Genomic DNA, 26,598 nt, shown 5'->3' on the forward strand with positions numbered 1-26,598 from the left:
AATCGTGTGAACGGGGCGCATGATATCTGTCGTCCGATGTACTGTCAATGGCAAAATCGGGTGTAATTGTCTGACTGTCTAGGCTGTGTACAGTTCTTTCTTTGCATTGATTAAGACGCCGCGGGCGCGTGATGATCCGTGCTGTTTTGCCACGCTTTTAGCCGGGCCAACGGGTCCTGTCGGTAGAATCCCGTAAAGCACTGGTACAACTCGGGGAATCGCTCTTGTAATAGTTCCGGGGCGCTAAAGAAATACTCGGAAAGTACAGCGAAGCATTCGACGGGGTCCTGCGCCGCGTAAGGGTCCATACTGGCTGCGTCCTCCCCGACTAAATCGATCTCTTCCTGCAGGGATTCCATGGCGGCGTGTAGCTGCCGCTCCCACGGAGCGACGTCGCGCAGGGCAATCAGCGGAACCCCGGTAGCCATGCCGCCGCCGCGAAGATCCAGCTTATGGGCGACCTCATGGATAACGAGATTAAATCCAGATAGATCGAACGAGTCCTGAATCTCCTGCCAGTTTAATATAATGGGGCCCTGGTCCCAACTTTGTCCGGATTGCACCACTTTACCGGTGTGAACCAGTCCGAACTCGTCCTGCCACTCGTCATCCACGGTGAAAGGCGCGGGATAAATCAGCACTTCGTGAAAACCATCCAGACACCCTATACCCAATTCAAGGATCGGCAAGGCAAACAGCAACGCTATACGCTGCTGCATTATTTCGGTTAGCGTCAGTCCTTGTAATGGAATAATGCGTTTGAGTTTCAGGAACTGATCGGCGATGCTCGCCAGCCGCGTCCGTTCCTTCTCGCTTAACGGCGCGAGTAGGGGAATTGTCATGGCTGGCTGCCAGCTATCCCGGGCATCAACCCGAAGTTCGTTTGTTTTCCACGGCCACTTAATCATCGCTGTTGCTCGCTAAGTCATCAGTTGAACTCAAAGGCGATAGCTAAAGCTGTTAATATGCCTCAAAAAAGGGCATTATAGCACCCGCTTTAACGGAGAGATGCCGGAGCGGCTGAACGGACCGGTCTCGAAAACCGGAGTGGGGGCAACTCCACCGGGGGTTCAAATCCCCCTCTCTCCGCCACTATTCAATCAGTTACATGATTTCCTTTCTGTGATATTCCCCGCACTTGATATACCGCTGGCGTATGATTATCAATATTTTACGCCGTTATCCACCTTCAGCGACTAACGAAAGATCGGACATTGGGGAACCTGTACCTTTCTATCCTATGTCAAAACCTGGGGCTGGTTTTTATGCTTGCTGAAAAGTCGGTTATTTTTACCGCTTCCCGCCAAGACCTCTGAACGCGCTTGCCGCGGGTTTCTGCTGCTGTAAAAAAATGAATAGCGGGTGCGGAACAAAATTATCCGATAAGCTAGGTCATACGCGGATGCCAATGAGACCCCGCGCGTTGCATTATTCAAAACGATAACGTTTTATCCTGTAAAGAAATAAAAATGAAAAATACTTTAAAAATCAGAAGATATCATTTAGATGATATAGACAGAATAATCAGCGTTTTTATTCGCTCTATCAATAATATAGCGATTAAAGATTATACGTCCAATCAGATCAAGGCCTGGGGGAGTATTGATAAGGAGGTCTGGATCAATAGGTTAGAAAATTCTCAGGTTTGGGTATCAACCCATAATGACCAGATAATCGGTTTTATCTCTCTTGAAAATTTTAGTTACATTGATTTGCTTTTCGTTCACCCTGATTACTTAAGATTAGGTGTTGCAACCCGTTTACTTAAAGGTCCGGAGGGGGAAGCCGTTAGAAACGGAGTCGGCGCGATAACAACTGATGCGAGTATTACCGCCAAGCTATTTTTTGCAAAGCATGGTTTTGCGGTAGTGAGAAAGCAAGAGGTCTCTCTTAGAGGTCAGTCCTTTATTAATTTCAATATGGAAAAGAAATTGGAATATCATGGTTAAAACCATGTCTGAACGGCGAATCGATCTGGAGCCGCGTTTAAGCCGGCTAGTCATTGAGCGGCAATACGCCGTTGGCTGGGAAGATTAAAATCAAGGCTGGCGTGCTGGTATTAACGATAGAGGATTTTATTTCCTGATAATAACTTAAGCTTAAGGGCCTATTATCGACCCTTAATCTTTTACGCGAGGATTAGATCTCGAAATCTTCCAGCGTCTTACCGTTTTCAAGCGCTTCTTTGATGGTCTTAGGGGTACGGCCTTGACCTGTCCACGTTTTTTCATCGCCATTCTCATCGATATATTTATATTTGGCGGGACGAGGTTCACGCTTGGTTTTGGCTGATTTGCCGGCGGATACGGCACCCAGGAGTTCAGCCGGATCGATGCCGTCTTCCAGTAGTTTGGCGCGTAATGCTTCAATTTTGGCCTGACGTTCAGCCTGCTCTTTCTGGATAGTGGCTTCTTCTTCACGACGATCTTCAACAATAGCGGTCAGCTTTTCCAGCATCTCTTCCAGCGTTTCCAGATCGATTTCACGCGCTTGAGCACGCAGTGTACGAATATTGTTTAATACTTTGAGAGCTTCACTCATTGGTTTCCATCCTGATGGTTAAGAAGACGCGGATAGCATACAAGATATTTTATAGTAAAACGAGATAGTGATATTACTATATACATAAAATTTTGTGATAACGGGTTAAATATTATCGTATCAGAAAGTTATTTTCAAATACCCACGGATATATTTACGAGTATGGTGAAAATTTTAGTTTATTAAATCTCCTTAAACGGCAGAATCACCGCTCTTGGCTTTTTCATCTGTAGCGTACGTTAAGCGTTCAGCGGCCAAAAAATCTAAATAATTATACTGCTCGAGCCGGGAGATTATTTCCTCTGACGAGGTCTTGGCGCTTCCGCTTGGACAAGATTTTCCCTCCGCATCAGTATGATTCCCACGGTCGAGCTTTCCTTCTATACGAACGTGAATATAGCGCCCGCACAGGGGCGTGGTCATCGGCCGGTCTGCGTTTCGCATGTTTGACATATAGCAAAAATGTGATTTTCTCGACAGAATCGCACTTGAATTTTTCGCTAATGCCGCCATCTTACTTAACGGACAAGCGATGCTTGCCTCATATGTTGAACTTTTGAATGTAGCTAAATATTCAGGAGGTTAATCATGGCGCTGAGAACCTTGTCATTATTCCCCGATATTTCCGGAACGCTCTTTTCCGATCGCTTTAACCGCATTGACCGATTATTTAGCCAACTAACCGGCGACACGCCGCTGTCGGCGACGCCGTCGTACGATATTCGCCTGCTGGGGGATAATCGCTATGGAATAACGCTGAGCGTGCCCGGTTGGAAAGAGGATGAGTTGGAAATAAAAACGTCCGGCGGTCGGCTAACCATAACCGGTAAACGGGAAGAGCAAAGTAAGTCTGAGGACGAAGGCTGGCTCCATCAGGGTATTAGCCAGGCTGACTTTACTATCAGCTATGTGTTGCCCGAGCATGTGAAAGTTCAGGGGGCCGCGCTGGAAAATGGGCTATTGACTATTGAGCTGTATCAGGAAATTCCTGAAAGTGAAAAACCGCAAAAGATAGCGATAGAGCGTCGCGCTAAGGCCATAGAGCATCAGGCCTAATTATGGGTCGGCGACGGTTATGCCGTCGTTGCCAATAAACAATAATATGGCGTGTTGAATAGAAATTGTAGAACGAATGCCGGCCGGCGGTGCTGACCGGCATTTTTTTGTCAGCCCTAATCCGCCTCCTCGGGAGGTGGCGGTGGTTTATGGACGGCCTCTCTCAGAACCGTCGCCGGCGCGTTACCGGCATGGTGAGATGGCTTGATATCATGCGATACGGCGGCAGATAAATTTGTCGTATTGCCAGAAGTGTACTAATTTCATAGTTAATCATTACGTTACGGAGATGAATATGGGATTTTGGCGCATCGTTTTTACGATTATTCTCCCCCCGCTGGGCGTACTGCTTGGGAAAGGGATCGGCTGGGCATTTATCCTGAATATTATTCTGACCTTACTGGGATATTTCCCGGGACTGATTCACGCCTTCTGGGTACAGACGAAAAACGACGGTATCTGAGGCGGGCGGGTTCGACGCCGTCTCTATTAAGGCGATGTCACGCTTTGTTGTTCTCTCATCCAAACGGGTCATGCGTCGGCGTGGCCCGTTTCGTCCCTTTATTTTTCTGTCAGATATAACGCCTTGGAGACTGTTCAGTCTGCAAGCAAAAATGCTATCCTGATCACAGGTTCTAGCCGTCTATCCATGTTGTAAAACGCCGTAAAACTGCCTGTCGCACCATCAATTTTTATCTTTCGCGTTGCTGGTGGCCAGCGTTTGCTCTTTTATACATTAAACACTATAACCACATAATTTGTATGGTCATTTCCGCTTTGCCGTTTCGTGTGTTTCGCGTACGGATGCGGCGGAAATTTTTGTTGTATCGGGGAATTAAGATGCTTGATGTGCTTATCAAGGCCTTCTCGTTTGTTTTTGTCATCATTATCGGATATCTGCTGAAACAGCATGGCGTATTGCAACGATCGGACAGTCTGGCGCTGTCGAAGATCATGATGAATATTACCCTGCCAGCGGCGGTTATCACCGGATTCGCCAGTTTCAAGGTCGATCACTCGCTGTTGATTCTGGTGGCGCTGGGGCTGGGGTGCAATCTTGTACTGATGGGCGCGGGGTATGCGATCGCCAGAAAAGGCCCTGATGGAATGAAAGCCTTTTATATGATCAACTCGCCAGGCTATAACATCGGCTGTTTTACCTTGCCTTATGTGCAAAGTTTTCTTGGACCGGCCGGTATCGTCGCAACCTGTCTGTTTGATGCCGGGAACTCCATTATCTGTACCGGCGGCAGCTATGTCGCCGCATCACATGCCACCGGCCGCAGCGCGGGACTGAAAAGCACGGTCCAGAGGCTGTTTTCCTCCGTTCCGTTTGATGTTTACATGCTGCTGCTGATTGCGGCGCTGTTCGGCCTGCACTTCCCCAGCCAGGTAACCCTGATTACGTCGACCATCGGCAATGCCAACCCGTTTCTTGCCATGATGATTATCGGCATGATGCTGGAAATCAATATTAATCGGGCGGCGTTGGCGAATGTGCTTAAAGTGCTGGCGCTTCGCTATAGCGTGGCCTCCGCGTTCGCCGTTTTGTTTTATTATTATACGCCGTTGCCGCTGGAGATCCGTCAGGTACTGGCCGTGGTGGTCTTTTCGCCGGTATCGTCGCTGGCCCCTTTGTTCACCTCAAGGTTCAGCGGGATGTTCGCGTCCGTATCCAGTTTCACCAACTCATTATCGGTGATCATCAGTATTACTATCATTACCACGCTGTTAACGCTGATGCAGCCGTAAAAACCGGTCATATGTTCGCGTTATATACATGGTGCGGGTAATAATATTTTTATGGAGGTGTGAATGCGCGAGCCCGATTTTGCCCAACTGCCCGAGCCGCCATATTTTGCCGTGATTTTTTCATCGCAGCGTACCGAAGGGGACTGCGGATATAACGAGATGTCATCCAGGATGGCCGAGTTGGCCAAGACGCAACCCGGATACCTTGGCGCGGAAAGCGCGCGCGATCGTCAGGGGTTCGGAATAACCGTGTCCTACTGGGATTCTCTTGAAGCGATCGCGCGGTGGAAACGTCACTCGGAGCATCGTATCGCACAGGAGTTCGGCATTGCCGAGTGGTATCAGCATTATGAGTTGCGTATTGCGGAAGTCAAATACGCCTATGGAAAAAGAAGCGGCTGATACGATCCGGCGGCGCATCGACCGCCGCAATAATAGCCTACAGGGATAGTCTCTAAGACTATTTTTCCGATTTGATCACCCGGTTGCGTCCCTGCTGCTTGGCTTGGTACAGCGCAATATCCGCCCGGTTGATCAGTGTATCCAGCGTTTCCTTGTCCCGATATTCCGCCACTCCGCAGCTGATGGTGACCTGAAGCGTTTCCTCCCGGAACGGAACGATCATCGCTTCCACATCCTGACGCAGCGCTTCGGCCCGCTGTAGCGCATTTTCCATATCGCAGTCATCCAGCATGACCACAAACTCTTCGCCCCCCCAGCGGCAAACCCGATCGCTATTGCGTATGGACTGTTGCAATATTTTCGCTATCCGCTGCAGCACGATATCGCCCACTCCGTGTCCGTAACGGTCATTAACCGTTTTAAAATGGTCGATATCAAGCAGCAGGATGGAGAGGGGACGGCGCTGGGCGAACCTTTTAGCGCTCAGACGCCTGAAGGCATAATCGAAAGCCTGGCGATTCATAATGCCCGTCAGCTTGTCGGTTGTCGCCATTTGTTCCAGACGGCGCTGATAGCCGCCGATGGTCAGCCATAGCAGCAGCAAAAACAGCGAGCTGACGGTGATGCTTACCCCCGTGTTCCTCACCAGCGTTTCCAGCAGGCGGCGTTCGCTTGGGTGATTACTCTGTTCGACCATTAAATACCAGCCGAATTCAGGGATTAGCCGGGTATTGAGAAATATGGGATCGTTTTGCGAGCGGTATTCATAGGCGCCGCCGGGCACCGTCAGAATCGCGGTGGCGATGGGGGCCAGCCCTGGCTGCTGCTGAATCGTCATTGCGCGGTCATAGTTTTTGCCGTGCAGCATGACGTTGCCGGTTTTATCGATGAAGTATATCGTGCGGTTGTAGCGCTGCTCATACTTCTCAATCAGAAGAGCGACCCGTTCGATGGGAATGCCGATGCCGGTGACGCCGATGAAGTTGCCCTCATAATCCATTACCTTATGGTTAATCAAGATATCCAAATGGGTGTGATTTTCGGGTTCGAAATTGATATCAATGGCGTAAGGCGTGGAGTACGGCAGCGTTTTTGCCCGAAAAACCCATTGGTTTTCAGCGGAATCCGGCGGAATGACGTGCTGAACGCCTTCGGAGTCGTAAAAGCGTTTTGTTTTGTCCGAGGCGAAATAGGAAAAGCGGGTATCGAAGCGGCGGTCAATCTCTTTTAAATAGCGAATCATGGCCTGCGCATCGTTTTCGTTATGCAGCACCCAGTCGCGGACAAAGGTGTCGTGCGCCATCAGCGATGAGATGAAAATGGGTTTTAGCAGATCTTGCTGAATTTCGGAGTAGACATTGTCGCTGGTCAGCGGGAGCGTGTTTTCCTTTATTTCTTCCTCCAACGATTTTCTGGCCACTTCATAGCTGCTCCAGCTAATAATCAGGAATGCGGCAAGCAGCATAATGGTAAATAGCACAACCGCGCGTGTTTTATTCAACCAGAGTGAGTTTGTTATTAATCCTATCTGCAAAGCAGTGCTCCTGGTGCAATCAACTCATGATTGACGGCCAGAAATCATCGCTGAACGTCATGACCGTCGGTAAACGCTCTCAGTGAAGTTAAGCAGGCATAACGGGAAACATCAATAAAAAGCCTGCGCGGACGCAATCGATTCGGCGCGGCGCTCACGAAGTAAACGAGAGGAATATCCGGGAGAAAAAGAAGCCTTTGCGCGGGGCGGATTATTCTCCGCTCGAAAAATATGCGCTAGAGAATTAGAGTTAATTAGGCGCCGTATCGCCGGGAATAATGTAATGATTTGTATTTTATTGTGGTCTTAATTAAGGTAACTTGTGAAATCCGATGAAGCGATGGTATCAATTAGCGTTGGTTGCGGTAATTAACCCGGGGTGACAATGACAGAGGAACGAGAGCAAAAAATAGAGGGTCGCCCGACTGCGCTTTTATTTATTAATCAAAACGCGCGCAGCGGCGACGCATCAAAGGCGTACGTGGCGCAATTGTTGCAATCGCATAATATTGCGATTATCGAGCCTGACGAACAGGGGGAGTGCGGCGATATTATTCGCGCCTACGCCCACAATGTGGATTTTGTTATTATCGGCGGCGGCGACGGCACGTTAAATTCGGCGGCTCGGGCGCTGGTCGATACCGGGTTGCCGCTGGGAGTGCTGCCGCTGGGCACGGCAAACGATTTTGCCCGTACGCTGGGGATCCCGAAAGATTTGAAACTGGCGGTGCAAATTATCGCGGCCGGGAATTTAAGAACCATCGATCTGGGGGAAGTGAACGGCCACCCGTTCTTTAATGTCTCCAGCATCGGGTTTTCGGCGGCGTTGGCGCGCGGGCTATCGGCAAAGTCTAAAAAGCGTTGGGGAACGCTGGGGTACGCGTTGGCCGCGTTTAAGTTGCTGAAGCAGAGCCGCCCTTTCCGGGTTGAAATTGAGCATGACGGCATCAGGGAAAGGGTCCGAACCGTGCAGGTATCCGTAGGCAATGGACGTTTTTACGGCGGCGGAATGACGGTGGCGCAGACGGCGGCACCGGACGACGGCCGGCTTGACGTCTATAGCCTGGAGATCTCACACTGGTGGGAAATGCTGGCGCTTATCCCGTTCCTGCGGCGGGGAACGCACGGGCGCTGGCGTAAGGTGCGCGCCTTTTCCGCGACCCGCTTAACCTTGCATACGTCAAAACCGCATGATATCAATGCCGATGGCGAACTGATTGGAAAAACGCCCGCGACCTTTATCCTAAAAGAAAAAGCCATTCGCGTATTTTCTCCCCGCGCCGGGGCATCCAATTAAACTTATATAAGTGGGGACTATGCAAACTATTATTTATGCCATACTGGCTTTCTTTTTGTTCGAGCCACTTGAAAATGAATTAAAGCGCTATGCGGAATCTAATAATATATCGAAAGAAACGACGCAACAGGTCATTTCATGTTTAAAATCAGAGACACCGAAAATTGTTGATAAAGTGCAGTCGGATCTTTGGTGGACAACGACGACCATTCTATCGGTTTGGACGGGGGCGTCCGATGTTGAGCAGATAATTACCGAGGCCGCGCCAAATTGCAGCGCCCCATTTAATAAAGTTAATAAATCAACCGATCGGTAATAATATTCCGGCATCAACGCGATGGGGATTCAGGCCAGCCATTGCGTCGGCCGGTCTGAATTTACTGACTTAAGGCCGTCCGTTATTTAAAAATGCGGAAACGCTCTTCATCAGAAATGTAGGTTTTTTCGCCGGCGGGTTGCTCAATTGAGCCGAAGGGCAGCTGCGCGCGCAGCTTCCAGCTTGCCGGCAATTGCCACTGTCGCTTCACGTCGTCGTCGATTAACGGATTGTAATGCTGCAATGAGGCGCCCACTTTTTCCTGCGCCAGGGTCGACCACACGGCAAACTGCGCAATCCCGGTCGAATGCTCTGACCAAATGGGGAAATTGTCCGCATACAGGGCGAATTTCTGCTGCAGATCTTCAATGACCTTCGTGTCTTCAAAGAACAGCACCGTACCGGCGCCGGCGGCAAACGATGCCAGTTTTTTCTCCGTCGCGGCAAAAGCGTCTTCAGGAACTATTTTTTTTAGCTGCTGCTTAACGATGTCCCAGAGTTTTTCGTGCTGCGCGCCGAACAGGATAACGACGCGCGAACTTTGGGAGTTGAAAGCCGAAGGGCTTTGCTTAACGGCTTCGGTAACCAGCGAGACAACCCGATCTTCCGATATGGGCAAGGTTTTGCCGATCGCGTAGATAGAACGGCGACTCTTGATAGACTGCAAAAAAGCATTACTCATGATCTGTTCCTCTTTACATGGCAGCTTGTTTTAAGCATGTGGCGCGGCTGTGCGTCGCATTTACTATATTAGCCGCCGCATATTTCACAGTTCGGATTTTTCAGCAATTTTATTTCACGAAATTGCATAACCATGGCGTCGAATATCAGCAGGCGGCCGGTGCTCACCTTACCGTATCCCGTCAGCAGCTTGATGGCTTCCAGCGCCTGCAAACTGCCGATCGCGCCCACCAGCGGCGCCATTACGCCGGCTTCCGCGCAGGTCAGCGCGTTTTCGCCAAACAGCCGGCTGAGGCAGTGATAGCAGGGTTCATCCTGCCGATAGGTAAATACGCTGAGTTGACCCTCCATACGAATGGCGGCGCCGGAAATCAGCGGTTTTTTCAAATGAAAGCCGATGCGGTTCAGGCGATCGCGGATAGATATGTTGTCGGTGCAATCGAGCACCACATCGTGTTTCTCCGCCAGCTTGCTCAGCGCCTCATCATCCAGAGCGGCGTCGATCGCATCGAGGGAAAGGTGAGGGTTGATTTTCGCTAGCGCAATCCGCGCGGATTCGACCTTGGCCATCCCGATGCGCTCGTCGCGGTGCAGTATCTGGCGCTGAAGGTTGGAGAGCGAAACGGTATCGAAGTCCAGCAGCGTCAGGTGGCCGGCGCCCGCGGCCGCCAGATACTGCGCAGACGCGCAGCCCAGTCCGCCGAGTCCGACGATCAGTATGCGCGCGGCTTTCAATTTTTCCTGGCCGTCGAAATCAAAGCCGCGCAGCACGATCTGGCGATTATAGCGCAGCGTCTCTTCGTCGCTGAGTTCCGGCAACATGGTTAATTCCCCAGCAGCGCGTTAAAGGGTTCAATATCGACCGACTCGCCGGCGGCGACAGGGCCTCGCTCGGCCTCCAATACGATAAAGCAGTTGGCCGGGCTAAACGAACTGAATACGTGGGAACCCTGATGGCCGGTGGTTCTGACTTCCCATTCGCCCTGGGCGTTGCGGCTAAAAATGCCGCGCTGGAAATCGGCGCGCCCCGGCGTTTTTTTCAGCGCGCTGGCGGTTTTCACCCGCATGCGCGCCGGGAAACGCCACTGCGCATGCCCGGATAGCCGGGCTAACAGCGGCTGTACCAGCTGATAAAACGTCACCACCGAAGAAACCGGGTTCCCCGGCAGACCGCAGAACCAGGCGTTTTGCAGTTTGCCGAAGGCGAACGGTTTGCCCGGCTTGATGGCCAGTTTCCAAAAGCTGATATCGCCCAGCTCCTCCAGCATCTGTTTGGTGTAATCCGCTTCGCCGACGGAGACGCCGCCGCTGCTGATGACCAGATCGGCGCCGTCGTCGGCTTGGCGGAAGGCGGCGCGCAGGGCGGTCGGATCGTCGCGCATAATCCCCAGATCGTTGACCACGCAGCCGAGCTGTTCCAGCATTAAACGCACGGCGAAGCGGTTGGTGTCGTATATTTGCCCGGCCTGCAGAGGTTGGCCGACGGGCTGGAGTTCATCGCCGGTTGAAAAAATGGCGACTTTCAGGCGGCGGAACACCTCAACCCGCGCGATCCCCAGCGATGCCAGCAGGGGGAGCTCCGCCACGCTCAGCCGGGTTCCGGCGGGCAGCACCGCTGCGCCCTCGCGGATATCTTCTCCGGGCAGACGGATATGCTGCCCGACTTTCACCGCATGCGGAAAGCGCACGCCCGCGGCGCCGGCCTCTGCCTGCTCCTGCATGACGACCGCGTCCGCGCCTGCGGGAATCGGGGCACCGGTCATGATGCGGATACAGGTTCCCGCCGGCCACTCGCCGTCAAAGGGCGCGCCGGCGAAGGATTTTCCGGCTAGCGGGAGCGGGGCGGCGGCGGACAAGTCCGCGCAGCGCACGGCGTAACCATCCATCGCGGCGTTGGCGAAAGGAGGCACATTTATCGGGGAGGTTATCGCGCCGGCGGTGATGCGGCCCGCGGCGTCATTTAATGAGACGGTTTCCGTTTCCGCGCTTGTTTCTAGCTGGGAAAACATTTTTTCCCGCGCTTGTTCGAGAGTCAATAAACCAGGGCTAACGCTTTCCATCTGAACTCCATCATTATTATTCATCGCGTCTTTGTCGGCGGGCAAAAATACGCATTGTATGCCAATATTATGTCAGAGAACCAAACGCCCTTCATCTTTCGAGGGGCGCCGCTCAGGCGCTGTTCAAAAACACCGTCGGCGTTTTTGCCCTGCGAGGTGAATTATTCGGAGTGTATATATCGTTTGTTTATGTGAATTAACCTAATGTTATAAAAGATATTTTCTCAAGGTTACGCTGCATTTTCCGCTTTACATCCTACATTACGCTAAATATAGTCAAAAAAAATGAGTTTGATGACAAACGGTTATGCGACGGCCTGCCTGCTTTGCCATTCCAATACCCTGTTTTATATGGAGACCCATTGTTAATGACGCAAACACGGCATCATCATGCGCAGCCTTCCGCTCCTGAGTCGGCTTTTTTTCTGCCGGATGATCGGGTGTTGTCAGTACGCGATTTGAGCGTTTATTTCGCACAGCAAGGCCAGCGGACGGATGCGGTGCGAGACCTGAGCTTTGCGGTGGATCGCGGCGAGACGCTGGCGATCGTCGGAGAGTCCGGATCGGGAAAATCGGTCACCTCCCTGGCGCTGATGCGGCTCGTCGAGCAGGCCGGCGGCGTGATTGAGCGCGGTGAAATGTTGTTTCGCCGGCGCGACGGCCGGGTGCTGGATTTGGCGACGACCGGGAAATCGCTAATGCGTAAGCTGCGCGGCGCCGATTTGGCGATGATTTTTCAAGAGCCGATGACATCGTTGAATCCGGTATTTTCCGTCGGCGAGCAGATCGCCGAGTCCATCCGTCTGCATCAGGGGATGGACCATCGCGCCGCTAAGCGCGAGGCGTTGCGCATGCTGGATTTGGTGCGCATCCCGGAGGCGCGTAATGTGCTGGACCGTTATCCGCATCAGCTTTCCGGCGGCATGCGTCAGCGGGTCATGATTGCCATGGCGCTCTCCTGCAAGCCGTCGTTGTTGATTGCCGATGAGCCGACGACGGCGCTGGACGTCACCATTCAGGCGCAAATCCTGCAGCTTATCCGCGTACTGCAGCGGGAGATGGAGATGGCGATGATCTTCATTACCCATGATATGGGGGTGGTGGCGGAAGTCGCCGACCGGGTGCTGGTGATGTATCGCGGGGAAAACGTCGAGGCGGCGGCGGCCGGCGAGATTTTTAACGCGCCCCGGCACCGTTACACCAAAGCGCTGCTGGCGGCGGTGCCCCGATTGGGATCGATGCGCGGGCAGCTCTATCCGGCGAAGTTTCCGCTGCTGAATCAGGAGACGTCATCGCCGACCGACGGCGCGCCGCAGAATACCGTTCCTCCGCAGGCTGAACCGATTCTGCAGGTGCAGGATCTGGTCACCCGCTTCCCGATTCGCAGCGGCATTCTGAACCGTGTGACGCGGGAGGTGCATGCGGTGGAGAAGGTCAGTTTTGACCTCTATCCGGGAGAAACGTTGGCGCTGGTGGGGGAGTCGGGCTGCGGCAAGTCCACCACCGGACGCGCGCTACTGCGCCTGGTGGAGAGCCAGAGCGGGACGATTATCTTTAACGGACGACGGATCGACCGCATGGCGGGCGCGGCGCTACAGCATCTACGCCGGGATATTCAGTTTATTTTTCAGGACCCTTACGCTTCGCTGGATCCGCGCATGACGGTCGGGTTTTCCATTATGGAGCCGCTGCTGGTCCACCGCGCGGCCGGCCGCCGGGAGGCGGAAGAGCGGGTCGCGTGGCTGCTGGCCCGCGTCGGGCTGGAGCCCGAACACGCCCGCCGTTATCCCCATGAGTTTTCCGGCGGCCAGCGTCAGCGTATCTGCATCGCCAGAGCGCTGGCGCTAAATCCCAAAGTGGTGATCGCCGACGAAGCGGTCTCCGCGCTTGATGTCTCCATTCAGGCGCAAATCGTCAATTTGCTGCTTGAGCTGCAGCGCGAGTTCGGCGTCTCTTTTCTGTTTATCTCGCATGATATGGCGGTGGTTGAGCGAATCAGTCATCGGGTGGCGGTGATGTATATGGGGCAAATCGTGGAGATCGGCCCGCGCAGCGCGGTGTTCGAGCACCCCCAGCACCCCTATACCCGCAAGCTGATGGCGGCGGTTCCCGTCGCCGATCCGGCGCGTCGCCATCGTGAGCAGGTTTTACTGGTCGATGAAGTACCCAGCCCGATCCGGGCAATAGGCGATGAACCTACCACCGCGCCCTTGGTGCAGGTTGGCGAGCGGCATTTCGTCGCTCATCATCCGATCGCCGGCGCTTATTGACAGGGAATCACAAGGAGAACGTAACACGATGAATGTTATTACTTTGAAGCGTAACTGGCTGCTTGCCGCAGGCGTCGTCGCCGCGATGGCGGCCGCGCCCGCCTGGGCGGCCAAGGATGCGGTTATCGCTGTCGCATCCAACTTTACCACGCTGGATCCCTACGACGCCAATGACTCGCTGTCGCAAAGCGTGGCCAAATCCTTCTATCAGGGACTATTCGGTTTCGATAAGGATATGAAACTGGTCAACGTGCTGGCGGAAAGTTATACCGTCAGCCCGGATGGGCTGGTTTATACCATTAAGCTGCGCCCGGGGGTGAAGTTCCATGACGGCAGCGACTTTAATGCGCAGGCGGTGAAAGTGAACCTGGACCGCGCCAGCAATCCGCAGAGTCGGCTGAAGCGTTACAACCTGTTCAAAATGATCGACAAAACGGAGGTGGTTGACGGCCAAACGGTAAAAATCACGCTGAAAACGCCGTTCTCCGCCTTTATCAATAACCTGGCGCATCCGGCGGCGGTGGTGATCTCGCCGGCGGCGTTGCAACAGTATGGCAAAGATATCGGTTTCCATCCTGTCGGCACCGGCCCCTACCGCTTTGTTCAGTGGAATCAGACCGACTACGTCAAGGTTGAAAAGTTTGCCGGCTATTGGAAATCCGGTCAGCCGAAGCTAGACAGCATTACCTGGCGCCCGGTGGTGGATAACAACACCCGCGCGGCGCTGCTGCAAACCGGCGAAGCGCAATTCGCCTATCCGATCCCATTTGAACAGGCCAAAGTGCTGGAGAAAAACCAGCAGCTGGCGCTGGTCTCCTCGCCGTCCATTCTGCACCGCTATATCAGTTTCAATGTGACGCAGAAACCGTTTGATAATCTTAAGGTGCGGCAGGCGCTTAACTACGCCATCAACAAAGAGGCGCTGATTAAGGTGGCGTTCTCCGGCTACGCCACGCCGGCGGAAGGGCCGCTGCCGCCAAGCATCGACTACGCGGTGAAATACCATCCGTGGCCTTACGATCCGGCGAAGGCCAAACAGCTGCTGAAAGAGGCCGGCTATCCGAACGGCTTCACCACCACGCTCTGGTCGTCGCATAACCACAGCACGGCGCAGAAGGTGCTGCAGTTTACCCAGCAGCAGCTGGCGCAGGTCGGCGTTAAGGCGCAGGTGACCGCCATGGACGCGGGGCAGCGCGCCGCCGAAGTGGAAGGCAAGGGCGTGAAAGAGACCGGCGTACGGCTGTTTTATACCGGCTGGTCGGCCTCCACCGGGGAGGCGGATTGGGCGCTGTCGCCGCTGTTCGCCACATCGTCCTGGCCGCCGGCGCTGTTCAATACCGCGTTTTACAGCAATCCTCAGGTTGACGCCGATCTGGCCGGCGCGTTGAAAACCACCGATCGGGCGGAAAAACAGAAACTGTATAAAGACGCCCAGGACAAAATCTGGGCCGATGCGCCGTGGATTTTCCTGGCGACCGAAAGTCTGGTTTCCGCCAACAACAAGAAATTGACGGGATTTTACGTCATGCCGGATACCGCCTTCAGCTTCGATGATGCGGATCTGAAAGAGTAAACCCGCCGTCGGCGAACGCGGGGCGGCGGTGGTAAGCCGCCCCCGCATTTTCAGCAATTCCACTCACAGGAGGCGGGTCGTATGTACGTGGAAACGTATTTATGCTGAATTATTTTGTTAAACGGTTACTGGGGTTGATTCCCACCCTGCTGATCGTCATGGCGCTGGTCTTTCTGTTCGTCCACCTGCTGCCGGGCGATCCGGCGCGTTTGATCGCCGGCCGGGAGGCGGACGCCGCGGTGATCGAACTGGTTCGTCAGGACCTGGGGCTGGATAAACCGCTGCCGCAGCAGTTCTGGCGCTTCTTCACCCATGTGCTGCAGGGCGATTTGGGAACCTCGATGGTGTCCAAAAGGCCGGTGACGGAGGAGATCGCCACGCGTTTTATGCCCACCTTCTGGCTGACCGTCAGCAGCATGGCGTGGTCGGTGATTTTCGGCATGGCGATCGGCGTGGTTTCCGCCGTGTGGCGCAACGGCTGGCCCGATAGAGTGGGTATGACGCTGGCGGTCTCCGGCATCTCCTTTCCGGCCTTTGCCCTCGGCATGCTGCTGATGCAGGTTTTTTCCGTTGAGCTGGGCTGGCTGCCCACCGTCGGCGCGGACACCTGGCGGCACTATATTTTACCTTCGATTACGCTGGGGGCCGCCGTCGCCGCGGTGATGGCCCGTTTTACCCGCGCCTCGTTCGTGGAGGTTATGCAGGAAGATTATATGCGCACCGCGCGCGCCAAAGGCGTGCGGGAGTCGCTGGTGGTGGTGAAGCATGGCTTACGCAATGCCTTGATTCCGGTCGTCACCATGATGGGACTGCAGTTCGGCTTTCTGCTCGGCGGCTCGATTGTGGTCGAAAAAGTTTTCAATTGGCCGGGGCTGGGACGGCTGCTGGTCGATTCCGTGGAAATGCGCGACTATCCGGTGATTCAGGCGGAGGTGCTGCTGTTTTCGCTGGAGTTCATTATCATCAATTTGTTGGTCGATATGCTGTATGCCGCGATTAACCCAGCGATTCGTTATAAATAAGGAAAGGAAATGAGAAACTGGCGACGTAAAGCGGTGTTGGCGGCTATGCCGGTGATCAGGGAGCAGCAAATTCGCACGCCGTGGCATGAATTCTGGCGACGTTTCCGCCGTCAGCACGTGGCGCTGCTGGCCGGTTTGTTTGTGGCGCTGCTGATAATCATTGCCCTGCTGGCGCCTTATCTGGCGCCTTACGACGCGGAGAACTATTTTGATTATGAGCGTCTGAACGAGGGACCGTCGATGGCGCACTGGCTCGGCGTCGACTCGCTGGGGCGGGATATTTTCAGCCGTATTCTGCTGGGGGCGAGAATTTCGCTGGCCGCCGGTATCTTCTCCGTGCTGGTCGGTATGCTGTTCGGCACGGCGCTCGGCCTGTTGGCCGGATACTATGAGGGATGGTGGGATCGGGCGATCATGCGCGTCTGCGATGTGTTATTCGCTTTCCCCGGTATTCTGCTGGCGATCGCCGTGGTGGCGATAATGGGCAGCGGAATGGCGAATGTGATCGTCGCGGTGGCGATCTTCAGCGTTCCCGCCTTCGCCCGGCTGGTGAGGGGCAACACGCTGGTGTTGAAGCGGCAAACCTATATCGAGTCGGCCCGCAGCATTGGCGCGTCCGACCGGGCGATAATCTTTCGGCATATTCTGCCTGGAACGGTCTCCTCGATAGTCGTGTACTTCTCTATGCGTATCGGCATGTCGATCATTACCGCGGCCAGCCTCTCCTTTCTGGGATTAGGCGCTCAGCCTCCCATGCCGGAGTGGGGCGCCATGCTTAATGAAGCCCGCTCGGATATGGTGATTGCGCCGCATGTGGCCATCTTCCCCAGCCTGGCGATTTTCCTCACGGTATTGGCGTTCAATTTGCTGGGCGATGGATTGCGCGATGCGCTGGATCCTAAATTGAAAGGCTGAACGTGGGGCATAAGCCGCACCAACCACCCGCAGCCCCGCGACAAGTCGCGGGGCTCAGACTGTTGACAGACCATCACTTTTTATCAAACGGTGATAATGGAATGGAAGAGTAAAGCGTCCGCGCCATCAACCATTGCTGACTGATGAGTAACCATATGACTATTTGTTGGTTGATAAAAAATGTATGCAACTTTAAATATGAGTTTGTTTATTTATTAAAAATATTTATCCAAAACATCAGAAAAACAATATTGCATTAATAAAGAGGCATCATGTCGAGGGTTACAGTGATCAGAAAAACGGCCATCGCCGCGCTCTATGGCTTGAGCGCGGTACTGGGCGGATGGCAGGCGGCGCAGGCCGATACGGAACCTCAGCGGGAATCTCCGCCGCAGGAAAAACCTTCTTCGCCGACGTTTATCGAGGGGTCAACCCGAATTCCGGCTTGTCATTGATAGGTTGTTCTACATTGTGCCAGCCATGCGTTTACCGCGTGGTGATGGCGGCCGGTTAAGACCGAGCTTGCTGGTATCTGAAAATTTTATTGCCCCGCGAGAGACCGTTGCAACCCGCACTATCCACCCCATACCCCGCATTGGCGGGGGAATGAGGTGTTGCCGTCTATCAGATTCTCCATGAATTCTGCTTCCCGAAACACGGTGTGATGTTGTGTTTTGGCCTTTACGATTCAGCTTACAACCTCATCGGTCAGGATTGCTCCCTACGGCGCCTTTGTCGGCGGGGAGAGCGGCCGGATTCCTCTCTTTAGGTTTGGCGTCGGGACGAAAATCGAGACGCTCCGCCTACCCGTGCCCATGCCAAACTGATTGAAAAATGTACTAATGTTAATATTAACAATACTAATGTTAATGTTATATTTGTAAGTTATCCTAATGTTTATTACTTTCGGGATCTTTACATTCCAGGTCTGTATTCGAAATTGCTCAATAATACTGCGACGTATTTACCTGATTATGGAGGAGACCATCATGCCATTAAGCGGCAACGCGCTGTTGAAAGAGGAAATAGAGCTTTCCCGATCGGTTTTCGATGCGGATGGAAAGCTGACTTACGAAGAGAAGGCGGAGCGCGCCTTGCAGGCCGCGCTGAAAATCAAGGATCAGCTGTTGGACTCGCCCCAAAGGGTGGATACCGAACGCTTGAGCCATCTGCTGGATGTGTATCAGAAATACGGCACTGAACCCGCCATACTGTTAAGAGCTCGCGTGTTCGAGCAGGTTTTACAAAAGAAGACGCTGTTTCTGGACAACAACCCCTTGGTGGGGGCGGTTACCTCCTATCCCGCCGGGGTCTATGTCTATCCCGAATACGGTTCGGAGTGGATCGCCGAGGAGCTTGACCAGCCGATCGTCTCCCATCTGGGCGAAGTATCGCTTTCCAGCCGGGACCGGGAACTGTTGGCCGAAGCGGCCGCCTATTTCCAGGATAAAAACGCCGAAGCCCGTTCCCGCGAACTAGCGCGAGAGCTGTTGGGATTTGATCCCAAAGAAGGCGTGGCGGCCGGTCTGTTCACCGAGTCGGCGCGCTATACCGTCGGCGCCGGTAACGTCGATTATACGAGTTTTATCGACCGGGGGCTGAAAGAGGTCATCCGGGAAACCGAAGCGCGGCTGCGCACGGTTCCCAGAACGGCGGCGGACTCGGACAGGATCGACTACTACCAGGCCAGCCTGATTACCTTAAAAGCGGTGATCGCCCTGGCGCACCGCTACGCCGATCTGGCGGAAAGCGAAGCGGGTAAAACCGGCGATCCCATCCGGCGCGCCGAGCTTCTGGAGATCGCCGAGGTTGCGCGCCACGTGCCGGAAAATCCGCCCAGGAATTTCCGCGAAGCGCTGCAAAGCTGGTGGTTTATCCATTTGGGGATCCAGATCGAGCAAAGCGGCTGCGGTTCGTCCCCCGGCAGGCTGGGACAGTATCTGGATAAATATTACCAGGCGGACAAAAACCAAAACGGCCTTACCGCCGCTCAGGCCAAAAGCTGGCTCAAGGCGCTGTTTGTCAAGATTTTGTCCTACGGTTTCTATTCGGGGGTGATCGCCGCCCGTCAGGGATCGGGCCACACCGGCCACACCATCAATCTGGGCGGGCTGGACGCCAGCGGCCGGGATGCCACCACGGAGCTGGATTACATTCTGCTTGATACGCAGATAGAGTTGCAGACCATTCAGCCCACCATCACGATCCTTTATCATGACGGCCTGGCGGAGGATTTCCTGCTCAAGGCGGTCGATCTCGAACGCACCGGTCTCGGACAGCCGCAATGGCTGAACAACCGCGTGGCGATCGAACGCCTGTTGACCCGTTACGCCAACGTCGGCGTTACCATTGAAGACGCAAGAAACTGCATCAATATGAGTTGCGTCGCCACCGGCATCGCCGGCAAAACGGCGTTTCTTCACGAAGGCGGTTCGTTCAATCTGGCAAAGGCGCTGGAGCTTGCGTTTCACGACGGCGTCGACCCTGCAACCGGCCTGACCGTCGGCGCGAAAACGGGCGATCCGCGAAATTTTGCTGATTTCGAACAGCTGTACGCCGCCTACTCGCAACAGGTACTTCACCTTTTCCAGCAGATCCGGCCGTTGGGATCGCTGTCCAACAAGGTATTGGGCGATACGGTTCCCGTGCCGTTCCGTTCATCGCTTTACGAAGGCAGCCGCCGGCGCGGCAGGGATATCTACAAAGGCGGGGCGGATTATTATCTCTATTTCGTCATCTCGACGGCGGGGGTGGATGTCGCCAACTCGTTGGCGGCGCTCAAGCAGGTGATTTACGACGACAAAGAGACCGGATGGGACGAATTGCTGGCCGCGCTGGCCGCTAATTTCGAGGGCCACGAGGCGCTGCACGGCAAATTGCTTAAGGCTCCCAAGCACGGCAACGGCGATGCCGAAACCGACGCCCTGATCCGCCGCGTGTATGACGATGCGTGGACGCTTTTCCACTCGCTTAACGATCGGGATAATTTTTTCGGCGACAACGGCGCCAATCTGGAGGCGTTCTCGCTTTCCATCCACAATTACTTCGGCATTCTGACCGGCGCACTGCCCAACGGCCGCAAGAAGGGCGCGCCGTTGACCGACGCCAGCGTCTCGGCCACGCCCGGCTCGGACCGCAAAGGCCCTCTCGCCCTGCTGGCCTCCGCCGCCCAGGCTTTGGATACGGTCAAATACGGTTCGAACCATTTCAATATGAAATTCCATCCGCAGGCTTTGGCGGGGATTGGCGGCGCCCGCAAGCTGCTGGCGCTGATCAAGGACTATATGGATCGCAACGGGTCGCATATCCAGTTCAACGTGGTGAGTTCGGAAACCTTGCGCAAGGCGCAGGCCAACCCTGAAGACTACAAGGGTCTGACCGTGCGCGTGGCCGGTTTCTCCGCTTATTTCACCCGGCTCCATAAAGGGGTACAGGACGAAATTATCGCCCGGACCGAACTCTCGTTTTAACGCGAGGGGTTTAAAACCGCAGAGGCGGTGCGGCGATCCGCGCCGCCTCTCCTACCAGGGTTAGCGCAATGGAACCGCAGGGCATTATTTTCGACATTCAGCATTTCAGTTTGCATGACGGGCCGGGCGTGCGCTCCACCGTATTTTTCAAAGGCTGTCCTTTATCCTGCCTTTGGTGCTCCAATCCGGAATCCCAAAGCAGAAAGCCGCAATTGCTCTATTTCGCGGCGAACTGCGTCAGCTGTGGCGCCTGCGTCGCCGCCTGCAAGTCTGGCGCGCTTTCCTGGGAGGGAAAAGGCGTCGCTATCGACCGAACCCTCTGCCAAAGCTGCGGTATCTGCGTTGACGCTTGCCCCAACGACGCCCGTTCGCTATCAGGGCGCAAGATGAGCGTTGAGGAAGTGGTGGACGAAGTGCGCCAGCATTGGCGCATTTTCATGCAAAGCGGCGGCGGCGTGACCTGTAGCGGGGGCGAAATTCTGTCTCAACCCGTTTTTTTGCAGGCGCTGTTGCGCAAACTGCATGACGAAATCGGTTTTCATCTCTGTCTCGACACCAGCGGTTACGCGCCCTGGTCGGTGCTGGAGCGGCTTTTGCCCCACGCCGACATGATCTTGCTGGATTTGAAACATATGGATTCCGCCCGCCATAAAGAGGCGACCGGACGCGATAACCGACGCATTCTGGAAAACGCCCGCCATCTCGGCAAGCGCGGATTTCCCGTGCTGGTGCGTCTGCCCCTGATCCCTGGTTTTAACGACGATGACGACAATCTTTCCCGGCTGGGCGCCTTTATGCAGGAGGTCGCGCTGCCCGTCATCGAGATTCTGCCTTATCACGAATTCGGGTCTTCAAAATATGAAGCGCTGGGGAAAACCTACCACGTTTATGCAAATAAACGCCCCCGCATCAGGGAAGCCCGCGAGATTCTGTCCGCTTTCGGGCTGGAGGTGGTTCTGAGCAAACTGGAAAATAACCAAGCCTGCGCCTGACGGGTTTGCGCAAGCGCGGGTTGATTCGGGCGGTGGCAACCGCCTTGGGCGGGCAATTTGTCTACTGCCCGGTATTGCTGGTGGATAGGTAACCACATAAATGGATAGCTGCCGCTATCCCGTCATTATTCGATTAGTTTAACATGAGGTATTTTCCATATGTCTAATCAGTCTGTGAACAAAAAGAGGCATGTCGCCGCGCTGGTTGTGCTGAGCGCGGCGCTTATGCCGTGGTTACAGCCGGCGATTGCCGCATCCGGCGCCGAGCAGCCGCTTAAAAGTATTACGCTGCAACTCGATCCCGCTACGGCGGTGGCGCAGGAAAAAGGCTTCTTCAAGGAAGCGTTCGACAAGATCGGCATCAAAGAGGTGAATCTGATCGCCTCCGGCAGCGCTGAACTGCTGGGCGCGGAGGCGGCGCACCTCAACCACGGCGGCATCGCGGTGGCGCAGCGTATGATCTATCCGGCGGTGGTGCACCACGCCAACGGGCTGGATGCGGTTATCGTCTGGGAGTCGGAGCCTTCCGACAAATATCGTACGCCGATTATCGCCCGGGCGGACAACAAAGAGATTAATCAGATTCAGGATCTGGACGGACGAAAATTCGCCAGCAGCCGGGTGAGCTGCTACTGGACGGCGCCTACCGAGATCCTGACCAAGGCGGGACTGCCGCTGGACTCCCGCAGGCAGCAGGGACGGGTGCGCTACCAGTCGATGGATAACAACGCCGCGGTAGCCGCCGCCCTGTTGAGCGGCTCCATCGATGCGACGGCGGTGCATCTCGGCACCTCCGGCGCCGCGGCGCTTTACACCTCCGGTCAGGTGAAAGTGATCGGCCGCACCCCGGACGATGGCGTCTATGTTAACGGCGCCGGCAGGGTTTCCTACTTCGCGATGCGTTCGTTTGCCGAAAACTATCCGCAGGCCATCCAGGCGTTTCTGGTGGCGGTCGATCGCGCCAAAGCGTGGGCGCGGGACAACCCCGATGAAGCGGCTGCCATCGTCGCTAAAGCTACCCGCGTGCCGGAACATATCGCCAAATTCCAAATCACCGATCCGTCGCAGTTCTACTTTATGCGCGGCGAGGAAGATGCCGACAGCGTGCGCGGCAATATCAAAACTTTCCAGGCGTGGTACATCGCGCAGGGTGACGACATCCTGAGCGAGCGCAATCTGAGCGATACCCAGGTTGATAAGCTGGTCGACGCCCGCTTTTTCAAAGGCGGCGCTTATTCGGCCTATAACTGATCTCATATAAACAGGACCGATAACGATGAGTGATAACATTCTTGGCGGCGTGGCGGCGGCAAAGCCCGTTCGCCGCCGGCGATCGGGGAACTGGATCGGTTTTATTCTGCCGTTGGCGATCCTGTCCGGCTGGCAGGCAGCGTCCTATTATCAGTGGGTTCCGCCGGTCTTTCTGCCGTCGCCGGCGCGAACGCTCGCCTCGTTCTGGGATTTGGTGACCAAACAGTCGTTCGAGCAGGATTTTTTCATCAGTATCATGCTCGTTTCACAGTCATTCCTGCTCGGCGCGCTGGCCGCGTTGCTGCTGGGGATCGCCGCCGGCATGTCCCGCAAGGTGGAAAACTTTTTCGGCCCGACGTTCGACACTATCCGCCATATTCCCGGCATCGCCTGGCTGCCGCTGATCATTCTGTGGCTGGGGGTGGGGGCGCCGGCAAAGACGCTGGTGATTGCCAAATCGGTGTTCTTCCCGGTGTTTCTCAATACTCTGCAGGGGATCCGTAATGTCGATCGCAACTACATTGAACTGGGAGAGGTGTTGCGCCTGACGCGCTGGCAAACCCTGCGGCGCATCGTGATCCCCGCGGCCTTGCCCAACGTGATGGTCAGCCTGCGTTACAGCGCCGGGCTGGCCTGGGCGCTGGTGGTGGTGGCAGAGGGCATCGCCGGGCAGGTGGGCATCGGCTTTTTGATCTTCCGCGCCCAGTCGCTGCTGCTGACCGACCAACTGCTGGTCTGTATGGCGACCATCGGCATCGTCGGTTTTCTGATCGACCGGTTAATGCTGGCGTTGCAAAAGCGCGCGCTGGTATGGAAGCAGGGCTATGAGGGATAACCCATGACCGAGACATTGCATGTGCGCGGCGTGACCAAGCGTTATTCGCACGACGGCGCCGCGCCGCACGAGGTGTTGCGCGGCATTGATTTGACGCTGGAGCCGGGCGAATTCGTCAGCATCGTCGGGCCGAGCGGCTGCGGCAAGAGCACCCTACTGCGCCTGATTGTCGGGCTGGATCAGGACTACCAAGGCGAGATTACTCTGGGAACGCGGCGCATTAGCGGTCCCGGTCCGGAGCGCGGCATCGTGTTTCAGGACCATCGGCTGCTGCCGTGGCTGACGCTGGAGGAGAACATCGCGCTGGCAGTGGAGAACGTCTCCTGGCCGGCGGCGCGCAAACGCGACACGGTGCGCGAACATATTGCACTGGTCGGACTGACGGGCTACGAGCAGGCCTTTCCCCACCAGCTTTCCGGCGGTATGGCGCAGCGCGCCGCCATTGCCCGCGGGCTGGTGGCACGTCCGGAAGTACTGCTGCTTGACGAACCGCTGGGGGCGCTGGATGCGCTGACGCGAACCCGGCTGCAGGATGAACTGCTGCATATCTGGCAGCATGAGCGCACCAGCATGATTCTGGTGACTCACGACATTGAGGAAGCGCTCTATTTGAGTCACCGCGTGGTGGTGCTGCAATCGCGCCCGGGGCAGATCGCCAAGGTGGTGGAGGTGACGCTGCCTTTACCACGCGACCGCGCCAGCTATGCGTTTACCGACCTGCGGCGCGAGGTGCTGGCGGCGATGACGCCGCATGCCGTGCGGCGCGAAGCGGCGGCGGCCGGGTAACGGCGCCGCCGGTTTGGATGCGCTATTTTCAATGGCTACTTTGTCGATGCCTTGAGCGCGGCCAATGCCGCGCTCTTCGGTCGAAAGGAAAGAGGAGATTAGAACGAGGTGCGTTTGTAGCTGCGGTATTTTGGCTGCCAGAAGTTATGCTCGATGGCCTTCGCCAGGGCGTCGCCGGAAGTTACCACGGCGACGCCCTGCAGCTGAGCGGCCTTGCCGACTTCCAGCGCAATGCGTTTCGATACCTTCTGAATATCGGCGATATCGGGCAGCAATGCGCCTTCGTCGCCGTTCGCCAGCGGCGAGCAGTCCGCCAACGCGCGGCTCGCCGCCATCAGCATGCCGTCAGTGATGCGCTTCGCGCCCGATGCCAGCACGCCTAAACCAATGCCCGGGAAGATAAAGGAGTTATTGCACTGGGCAATCGGGTAGACCTTATCCTGGTAGCTCACCGGCTCGAACGGGCTACCGGTGGCAACCAGCGCGGCGCCATCCGTCCAGCGGATGATGTCTTCCGGGCGGGCTTCCACGCGGGAAGTCGGGTTGGATAACGGCATAACGATTGGGCGGGCGCAGTGCTTGTGCATTTCACGGATGATCTCTTCCGTAAACAGGCCCGGCTGGCCGGAAACGCCGATCATGATGGTCGGCTTGGCGTTACGCACCACCTCCAGCAGGGAGATGGCATCGCTGGAGACGTCCCAGTCGGTCAACAGTTCGCTTTTCTGCACCAGCTTGCTTTGGAAGTCGAGCAGGTTCGGCAGTTTGTCGGTCAGCAGGCCGAAACGGTCGACCATAAATACGCGGGCGCGCGCCTCTTCCTCGCTCAGGCCTTCCGACTTCATCTGGGCGATGATTTGCTCCGCGATGCCGCACCCGGCCGAGCCTGCGCCGAGGAAGGTCACGGTCTGGTCGCGCAGCTGGCAGCCGGCGGCGCGGCTGGCGGCGATCAGGCTGCCCAGCGTTACGGCCGCGGTACCCTGAATATCGTCGTTGAAGCTGCAGATTTCATCACGGTAGCGATTCAGCAGCGGGGTGGCGTTTTTCTGGGCGAAATCTTCAAACTGCAGCAGTACGTTCGGCCAGCGGCGTTTTACCGCCTGGATGAACTCATCGACGAATGCGTAATATTCGTCGCCGGTAATGCGCGGATGGCGCCAGCCCATATACAGCGGATCGTTCAGGCGCTGCGGGTTATTGGTGCCGGCGTCCAGCACGACGGGCAGGGTATAGGCCGGGCTGATGCCGCCGCAGGCGGTGTACAGCGAAAGTTTGCCGATGGGAATGCCCATGCCGCCGATGCCCTGGTCGCCCAGACCCAGAATACGTTCGCCGTCGGTCACCACGATGACCTTGACGTTCTGTTTGGTGGCGTTTTGCAGCATGTCGTCGATATTGGCGCGGTTAGGATATGAGATAAACAGGCCGCGCGCCCGACGGTAGATATCGGAGAAATGCTCGCAGGCCTCGCCGACGGTCGGCGTGTAGATGATCGGCATCAGCTCGCTGAGGTGGGCGTCCAGCAGACGATAGAACAGCGTTTCGTTGGTGTCCTGGATATTGCGCAGGTAGACGTGCTTTTCGATGTCGTTTTTAAATTCCCGACATTGACGCCAGGCGCGTTCAGCCTGCTCTTCGATGGTTTCAACGGCTTCAGGCAATAAACCATGCAGATTGAAGTTGGCGCGTTCTTCTTCTGTAAATGCGCTGCCTTTATTCAGCAAGGGAAATTCAAGAAGTATCGGACCGGCATAAGGGATGTAGAGGGGACGTGTACTTTCGTATTCTAATTCCATGACTTTATATACTCTTTGGGTAACAGAAACGAATTCGGAAATGGCGTGA

General features: G+C 55.4%; 24 protein-coding genes and 1 tRNA gene. 18 read left to right on the plus strand and 7 right to left on the minus strand.

Going from position 1 to position 26,598, the window contains the following annotated elements:
• Nucleotides 1-110 precede the first annotated feature (110 nt).
• Nucleotides 111-908 (minus strand): DgsA anti-repressor MtfA, encoded by a 798-nt coding sequence (gene mtfA / locus VSX58_RS00005; RefSeq protein ID WP_327616239.1) that lies wholly within the window; start codon nucleotides 906-908, stop codon nucleotides 111-113.
• Nucleotides 909-1,002: 94 nt separating this feature from the next.
• On the opposite strand from mtfA, the gene VSX58_RS00010 reads away from it, so the two are divergent.
• A tRNA-Ser gene (locus VSX58_RS00010) sits at nucleotides 1,003-1,092 on the plus strand.
• A gap of 377 nt (nucleotides 1,093-1,469) precedes the next feature.
• On the plus strand, nucleotides 1,470-1,949 hold the full coding sequence (locus VSX58_RS00015; RefSeq protein ID WP_327616241.1) for a GNAT family N-acetyltransferase: 480 nt from the start codon (nucleotides 1,470-1,472) through the stop codon (nucleotides 1,947-1,949).
• A 190-nt stretch (nucleotides 1,950-2,139) separates the two neighbouring features.
• On the opposite strand, the gene VSX58_RS00020 is transcribed toward VSX58_RS00015, so the two are convergent.
• Nucleotides 2,140-2,541, minus strand: coding sequence for an H-NS family histone-like protein (locus VSX58_RS00020; protein ID WP_327616242.1), 402 nt, complete (start codon nucleotides 2,539-2,541; stop codon nucleotides 2,140-2,142).
• Between the two features lie 588 nt (nucleotides 2,542-3,129).
• Between VSX58_RS00020 and VSX58_RS00025 the strand changes: the two genes are divergently transcribed.
• The 4 genes from VSX58_RS00025 (at nucleotide 3,130) to VSX58_RS00040 (ending at nucleotide 5,751) form a co-directional block, all read left to right on the plus strand.
• The gene (locus VSX58_RS00025; protein WP_327616243.1) at nucleotides 3,130-3,597 is read left to right on the plus strand and encodes an Hsp20 family protein; all 468 of its coding nucleotides are present in this window, start codon (nucleotides 3,130-3,132) and stop codon (nucleotides 3,595-3,597) included.
• 295 nt (nucleotides 3,598-3,892) lie between these two features.
• The gene (locus VSX58_RS00030) at nucleotides 3,893-4,060 is read left to right on the plus strand and encodes a YqaE/Pmp3 family membrane protein (protein WP_319603295.1); all 168 of its coding nucleotides are present in this window, start codon (nucleotides 3,893-3,895) and stop codon (nucleotides 4,058-4,060) included.
• A 377-nt stretch (nucleotides 4,061-4,437) separates the two neighbouring features.
• Nucleotides 4,438-5,349, plus strand: a complete 912-nt coding sequence (locus VSX58_RS00035) for an AEC family transporter (RefSeq protein ID WP_327616244.1) — start codon at nucleotides 4,438-4,440, stop codon at nucleotides 5,347-5,349.
• A 63-nt stretch (nucleotides 5,350-5,412) separates the two neighbouring features.
• Nucleotides 5,413-5,751: an antibiotic biosynthesis monooxygenase family protein gene (locus VSX58_RS00040; RefSeq protein WP_327616245.1), complete on the plus strand. Its 339-nt coding sequence runs from the start codon at nucleotides 5,413-5,415 to the stop codon at nucleotides 5,749-5,751.
• 58 nt (nucleotides 5,752-5,809) lie between these two features.
• Here the strand turns inward: VSX58_RS00040 and VSX58_RS00045 are convergent, their stop codons facing one another.
• Nucleotides 5,810-7,285, minus strand: coding sequence for a sensor domain-containing diguanylate cyclase (locus VSX58_RS00045; protein ID WP_327616246.1), 1,476 nt, complete (start codon nucleotides 7,283-7,285; stop codon nucleotides 5,810-5,812).
• 385 nt (nucleotides 7,286-7,670) lie between these two features.
• On the opposite strand from VSX58_RS00045, the gene VSX58_RS00050 reads away from it, so the two are divergent.
• Nucleotides 7,671-8,582 carry a lipid kinase gene (locus tag VSX58_RS00050; protein WP_327616247.1) on the plus strand — a complete coding sequence of 304 codons (912 nt, stop codon included), beginning with the start codon at nucleotides 7,671-7,673 and terminating at the stop codon, nucleotides 8,580-8,582.
• Between the two features lie 19 nt (nucleotides 8,583-8,601).
• On the plus strand, nucleotides 8,602-8,898 hold the full coding sequence (locus VSX58_RS00055) for a hypothetical protein (RefSeq protein WP_327616248.1): 297 nt from the start codon (nucleotides 8,602-8,604) through the stop codon (nucleotides 8,896-8,898).
• Nucleotides 8,899-8,980: 82 nt separating this feature from the next.
• Here the strand turns inward: VSX58_RS00055 and VSX58_RS00060 are convergent, their stop codons facing one another.
• The 3 genes from VSX58_RS00060 to moeA form a co-directional block, all read right to left on the minus strand.
• Nucleotides 8,981-9,580, minus strand: coding sequence for a nitroreductase family protein (locus VSX58_RS00060; RefSeq protein ID WP_327616249.1), 600 nt, complete (start codon nucleotides 9,578-9,580; stop codon nucleotides 8,981-8,983).
• Nucleotides 9,581-9,648: 68 nt separating this feature from the next.
• On the minus strand, nucleotides 9,649-10,401 hold the full coding sequence (gene moeB, locus VSX58_RS00065) for a molybdopterin-synthase adenylyltransferase MoeB (RefSeq protein WP_327616250.1): 753 nt from the start codon (nucleotides 10,399-10,401) through the stop codon (nucleotides 9,649-9,651).
• Between the two features lie 2 nt (nucleotides 10,402-10,403).
• A complete protein-coding gene (gene moeA / locus VSX58_RS00070) occupies nucleotides 10,404-11,639 on the minus strand; it encodes a molybdopterin molybdotransferase MoeA (RefSeq protein ID WP_327616251.1) in 1,236 nt (411 codons plus the stop codon).
• Nucleotides 11,640-12,007: 368 nt separating this feature from the next.
• On the opposite strand from moeA, the gene gsiA reads away from it, so the two are divergent.
• The 10 genes from gsiA to VSX58_RS00120 all read left to right on the plus strand — a co-directional run bounded on the left by gsiA (nucleotide 12,008) and on the right by VSX58_RS00120 (nucleotide 24,753).
• Complete coding sequence (gene gsiA, locus VSX58_RS00075; RefSeq protein WP_327616252.1) at nucleotides 12,008-13,909, plus strand: glutathione ABC transporter ATP-binding protein GsiA; 1,902 nt, start codon at nucleotides 12,008-12,010, stop codon at nucleotides 13,907-13,909.
• Between the two features lie 28 nt (nucleotides 13,910-13,937).
• A complete protein-coding gene (gene gsiB / locus VSX58_RS00080) occupies nucleotides 13,938-15,482 on the plus strand; it encodes a glutathione ABC transporter substrate-binding protein GsiB (RefSeq protein ID WP_327616253.1) in 1,545 nt (514 codons plus the stop codon).
• Between the two features lie 101 nt (nucleotides 15,483-15,583).
• On the plus strand, nucleotides 15,584-16,504 hold the full coding sequence (gsiC, locus tag VSX58_RS00085) for a glutathione ABC transporter permease GsiC (RefSeq protein ID WP_327614025.1): 921 nt from the start codon (nucleotides 15,584-15,586) through the stop codon (nucleotides 16,502-16,504).
• Nucleotides 16,505-16,513: 9 nt separating this feature from the next.
• Complete coding sequence (gsiD, locus tag VSX58_RS00090) at nucleotides 16,514-17,419, plus strand: glutathione ABC transporter permease GsiD (RefSeq protein WP_327616254.1); 906 nt, start codon at nucleotides 16,514-16,516, stop codon at nucleotides 17,417-17,419.
• A gap of 272 nt (nucleotides 17,420-17,691) precedes the next feature.
• Entirely contained in the window at nucleotides 17,692-17,874 is a 183-nt protein-coding gene (locus tag VSX58_RS00095; protein WP_327616255.1) for a hypothetical protein, read from the plus strand.
• A 534-nt stretch (nucleotides 17,875-18,408) separates the two neighbouring features.
• Entirely contained in the window at nucleotides 18,409-20,889 is a 2,481-nt protein-coding gene (locus tag VSX58_RS00100; RefSeq protein ID WP_327616256.1) for a pyruvate formate lyase family protein, read from the plus strand.
• Between the two features lie 68 nt (nucleotides 20,890-20,957).
• A complete protein-coding gene (locus tag VSX58_RS00105) occupies nucleotides 20,958-21,881 on the plus strand; it encodes a glycyl-radical enzyme activating protein (RefSeq protein ID WP_327616257.1) in 924 nt (307 codons plus the stop codon).
• A gap of 159 nt (nucleotides 21,882-22,040) precedes the next feature.
• Nucleotides 22,041-23,132, plus strand: coding sequence for an ABC transporter substrate-binding protein (locus VSX58_RS00110; RefSeq protein WP_327616258.1), 1,092 nt, complete (start codon nucleotides 22,041-22,043; stop codon nucleotides 23,130-23,132).
• 25 nt (nucleotides 23,133-23,157) lie between these two features.
• Entirely contained in the window at nucleotides 23,158-23,967 is an 810-nt protein-coding gene (locus tag VSX58_RS00115) for an ABC transporter permease (protein ID WP_327616259.1), read from the plus strand.
• Between the two features lie 3 nt (nucleotides 23,968-23,970).
• A complete protein-coding gene (locus VSX58_RS00120) occupies nucleotides 23,971-24,753 on the plus strand; it encodes an ABC transporter ATP-binding protein (RefSeq protein ID WP_327616260.1) in 783 nt (260 codons plus the stop codon).
• 98 nt (nucleotides 24,754-24,851) lie between these two features.
• Here the strand turns inward: VSX58_RS00120 and VSX58_RS00125 are convergent, their stop codons facing one another.
• Complete coding sequence (locus tag VSX58_RS00125) at nucleotides 24,852-26,549, minus strand: NAD-dependent malic enzyme (RefSeq protein WP_327616261.1); 1,698 nt, start codon at nucleotides 26,547-26,549, stop codon at nucleotides 24,852-24,854.
• Between the last annotated feature and the right edge of the window lie 49 nt (nucleotides 26,550-26,598).

The sequence above is a fragment of the Brenneria populi genome (assembly GCF_036016195.1).
GTDB lineage: Bacteria > Pseudomonadota > Gammaproteobacteria > Enterobacterales > Enterobacteriaceae > Brenneria > Brenneria populi.

Excerpts from the sequence above, each read along its gene's own strand:
- mtfA (WP_327616239.1), bottom strand. The coding sequence starts at position 908 with ATGATTAAGTGGCCGTGGAAAACAAACGAACTTCGGGTTGATGCCCGG.
- VSX58_RS00015 (WP_327616241.1), top strand. The coding sequence starts at position 1,470 with ATGAAAAATACTTTAAAAATCAGAAGATATCATTTAGATGATATAGAC.
- VSX58_RS00020 (WP_327616242.1), bottom strand. The coding sequence starts at position 2,541 with ATGAGTGAAGCTCTCAAAGTATTAAACAATATTCGTACACTGCGTGCT.
- VSX58_RS00025 (WP_327616243.1), top strand. The coding sequence starts at position 3,130 with ATGGCGCTGAGAACCTTGTCATTATTCCCCGATATTTCCGGAACGCTC.
- VSX58_RS00030 (WP_319603295.1), top strand. The coding sequence starts at position 3,893 with ATGGGATTTTGGCGCATCGTTTTTACGATTATTCTCCCCCCGCTGGGC.
- VSX58_RS00035 (WP_327616244.1), top strand. The coding sequence starts at position 4,438 with ATGCTTGATGTGCTTATCAAGGCCTTCTCGTTTGTTTTTGTCATCATT.
- VSX58_RS00040 (WP_327616245.1), top strand. The coding sequence starts at position 5,413 with ATGCGCGAGCCCGATTTTGCCCAACTGCCCGAGCCGCCATATTTTGCC.
- VSX58_RS00050 (WP_327616247.1), top strand. The coding sequence starts at position 7,671 with ATGACAGAGGAACGAGAGCAAAAAATAGAGGGTCGCCCGACTGCGCTT.
- VSX58_RS00055 (WP_327616248.1), top strand. The coding sequence starts at position 8,602 with ATGCAAACTATTATTTATGCCATACTGGCTTTCTTTTTGTTCGAGCCA.
- VSX58_RS00060 (WP_327616249.1), bottom strand. The coding sequence starts at position 9,580 with ATGAGTAATGCTTTTTTGCAGTCTATCAAGAGTCGCCGTTCTATCTAC.
- moeB (WP_327616250.1), bottom strand. The coding sequence starts at position 10,401 with ATGTTGCCGGAACTCAGCGACGAAGAGACGCTGCGCTATAATCGCCAG.
- moeA (WP_327616251.1), bottom strand. The coding sequence starts at position 11,639 with ATGGAAAGCGTTAGCCCTGGTTTATTGACTCTCGAACAAGCGCGGGAA.
- gsiA (WP_327616252.1), top strand. The coding sequence starts at position 12,008 with ATGACGCAAACACGGCATCATCATGCGCAGCCTTCCGCTCCTGAGTCG.
- gsiB (WP_327616253.1), top strand. The coding sequence starts at position 13,938 with ATGAATGTTATTACTTTGAAGCGTAACTGGCTGCTTGCCGCAGGCGTC.
- gsiC (WP_327614025.1), top strand. The coding sequence starts at position 15,584 with ATGCTGAATTATTTTGTTAAACGGTTACTGGGGTTGATTCCCACCCTG.
- gsiD (WP_327616254.1), top strand. The coding sequence starts at position 16,514 with ATGAGAAACTGGCGACGTAAAGCGGTGTTGGCGGCTATGCCGGTGATC.
- VSX58_RS00095 (WP_327616255.1), top strand. The coding sequence starts at position 17,692 with ATGTCGAGGGTTACAGTGATCAGAAAAACGGCCATCGCCGCGCTCTAT.
- VSX58_RS00100 (WP_327616256.1), top strand. The coding sequence starts at position 18,409 with ATGCCATTAAGCGGCAACGCGCTGTTGAAAGAGGAAATAGAGCTTTCC.
- VSX58_RS00105 (WP_327616257.1), top strand. The coding sequence starts at position 20,958 with ATGGAACCGCAGGGCATTATTTTCGACATTCAGCATTTCAGTTTGCAT.
- VSX58_RS00110 (WP_327616258.1), top strand. The coding sequence starts at position 22,041 with ATGTCTAATCAGTCTGTGAACAAAAAGAGGCATGTCGCCGCGCTGGTT.
- VSX58_RS00115 (WP_327616259.1), top strand. The coding sequence starts at position 23,158 with ATGAGTGATAACATTCTTGGCGGCGTGGCGGCGGCAAAGCCCGTTCGC.
- VSX58_RS00120 (WP_327616260.1), top strand. The coding sequence starts at position 23,971 with ATGACCGAGACATTGCATGTGCGCGGCGTGACCAAGCGTTATTCGCAC.
- VSX58_RS00125 (WP_327616261.1), bottom strand. The coding sequence starts at position 26,549 with ATGGAATTAGAATACGAAAGTACACGTCCCCTCTACATCCCTTATGCC.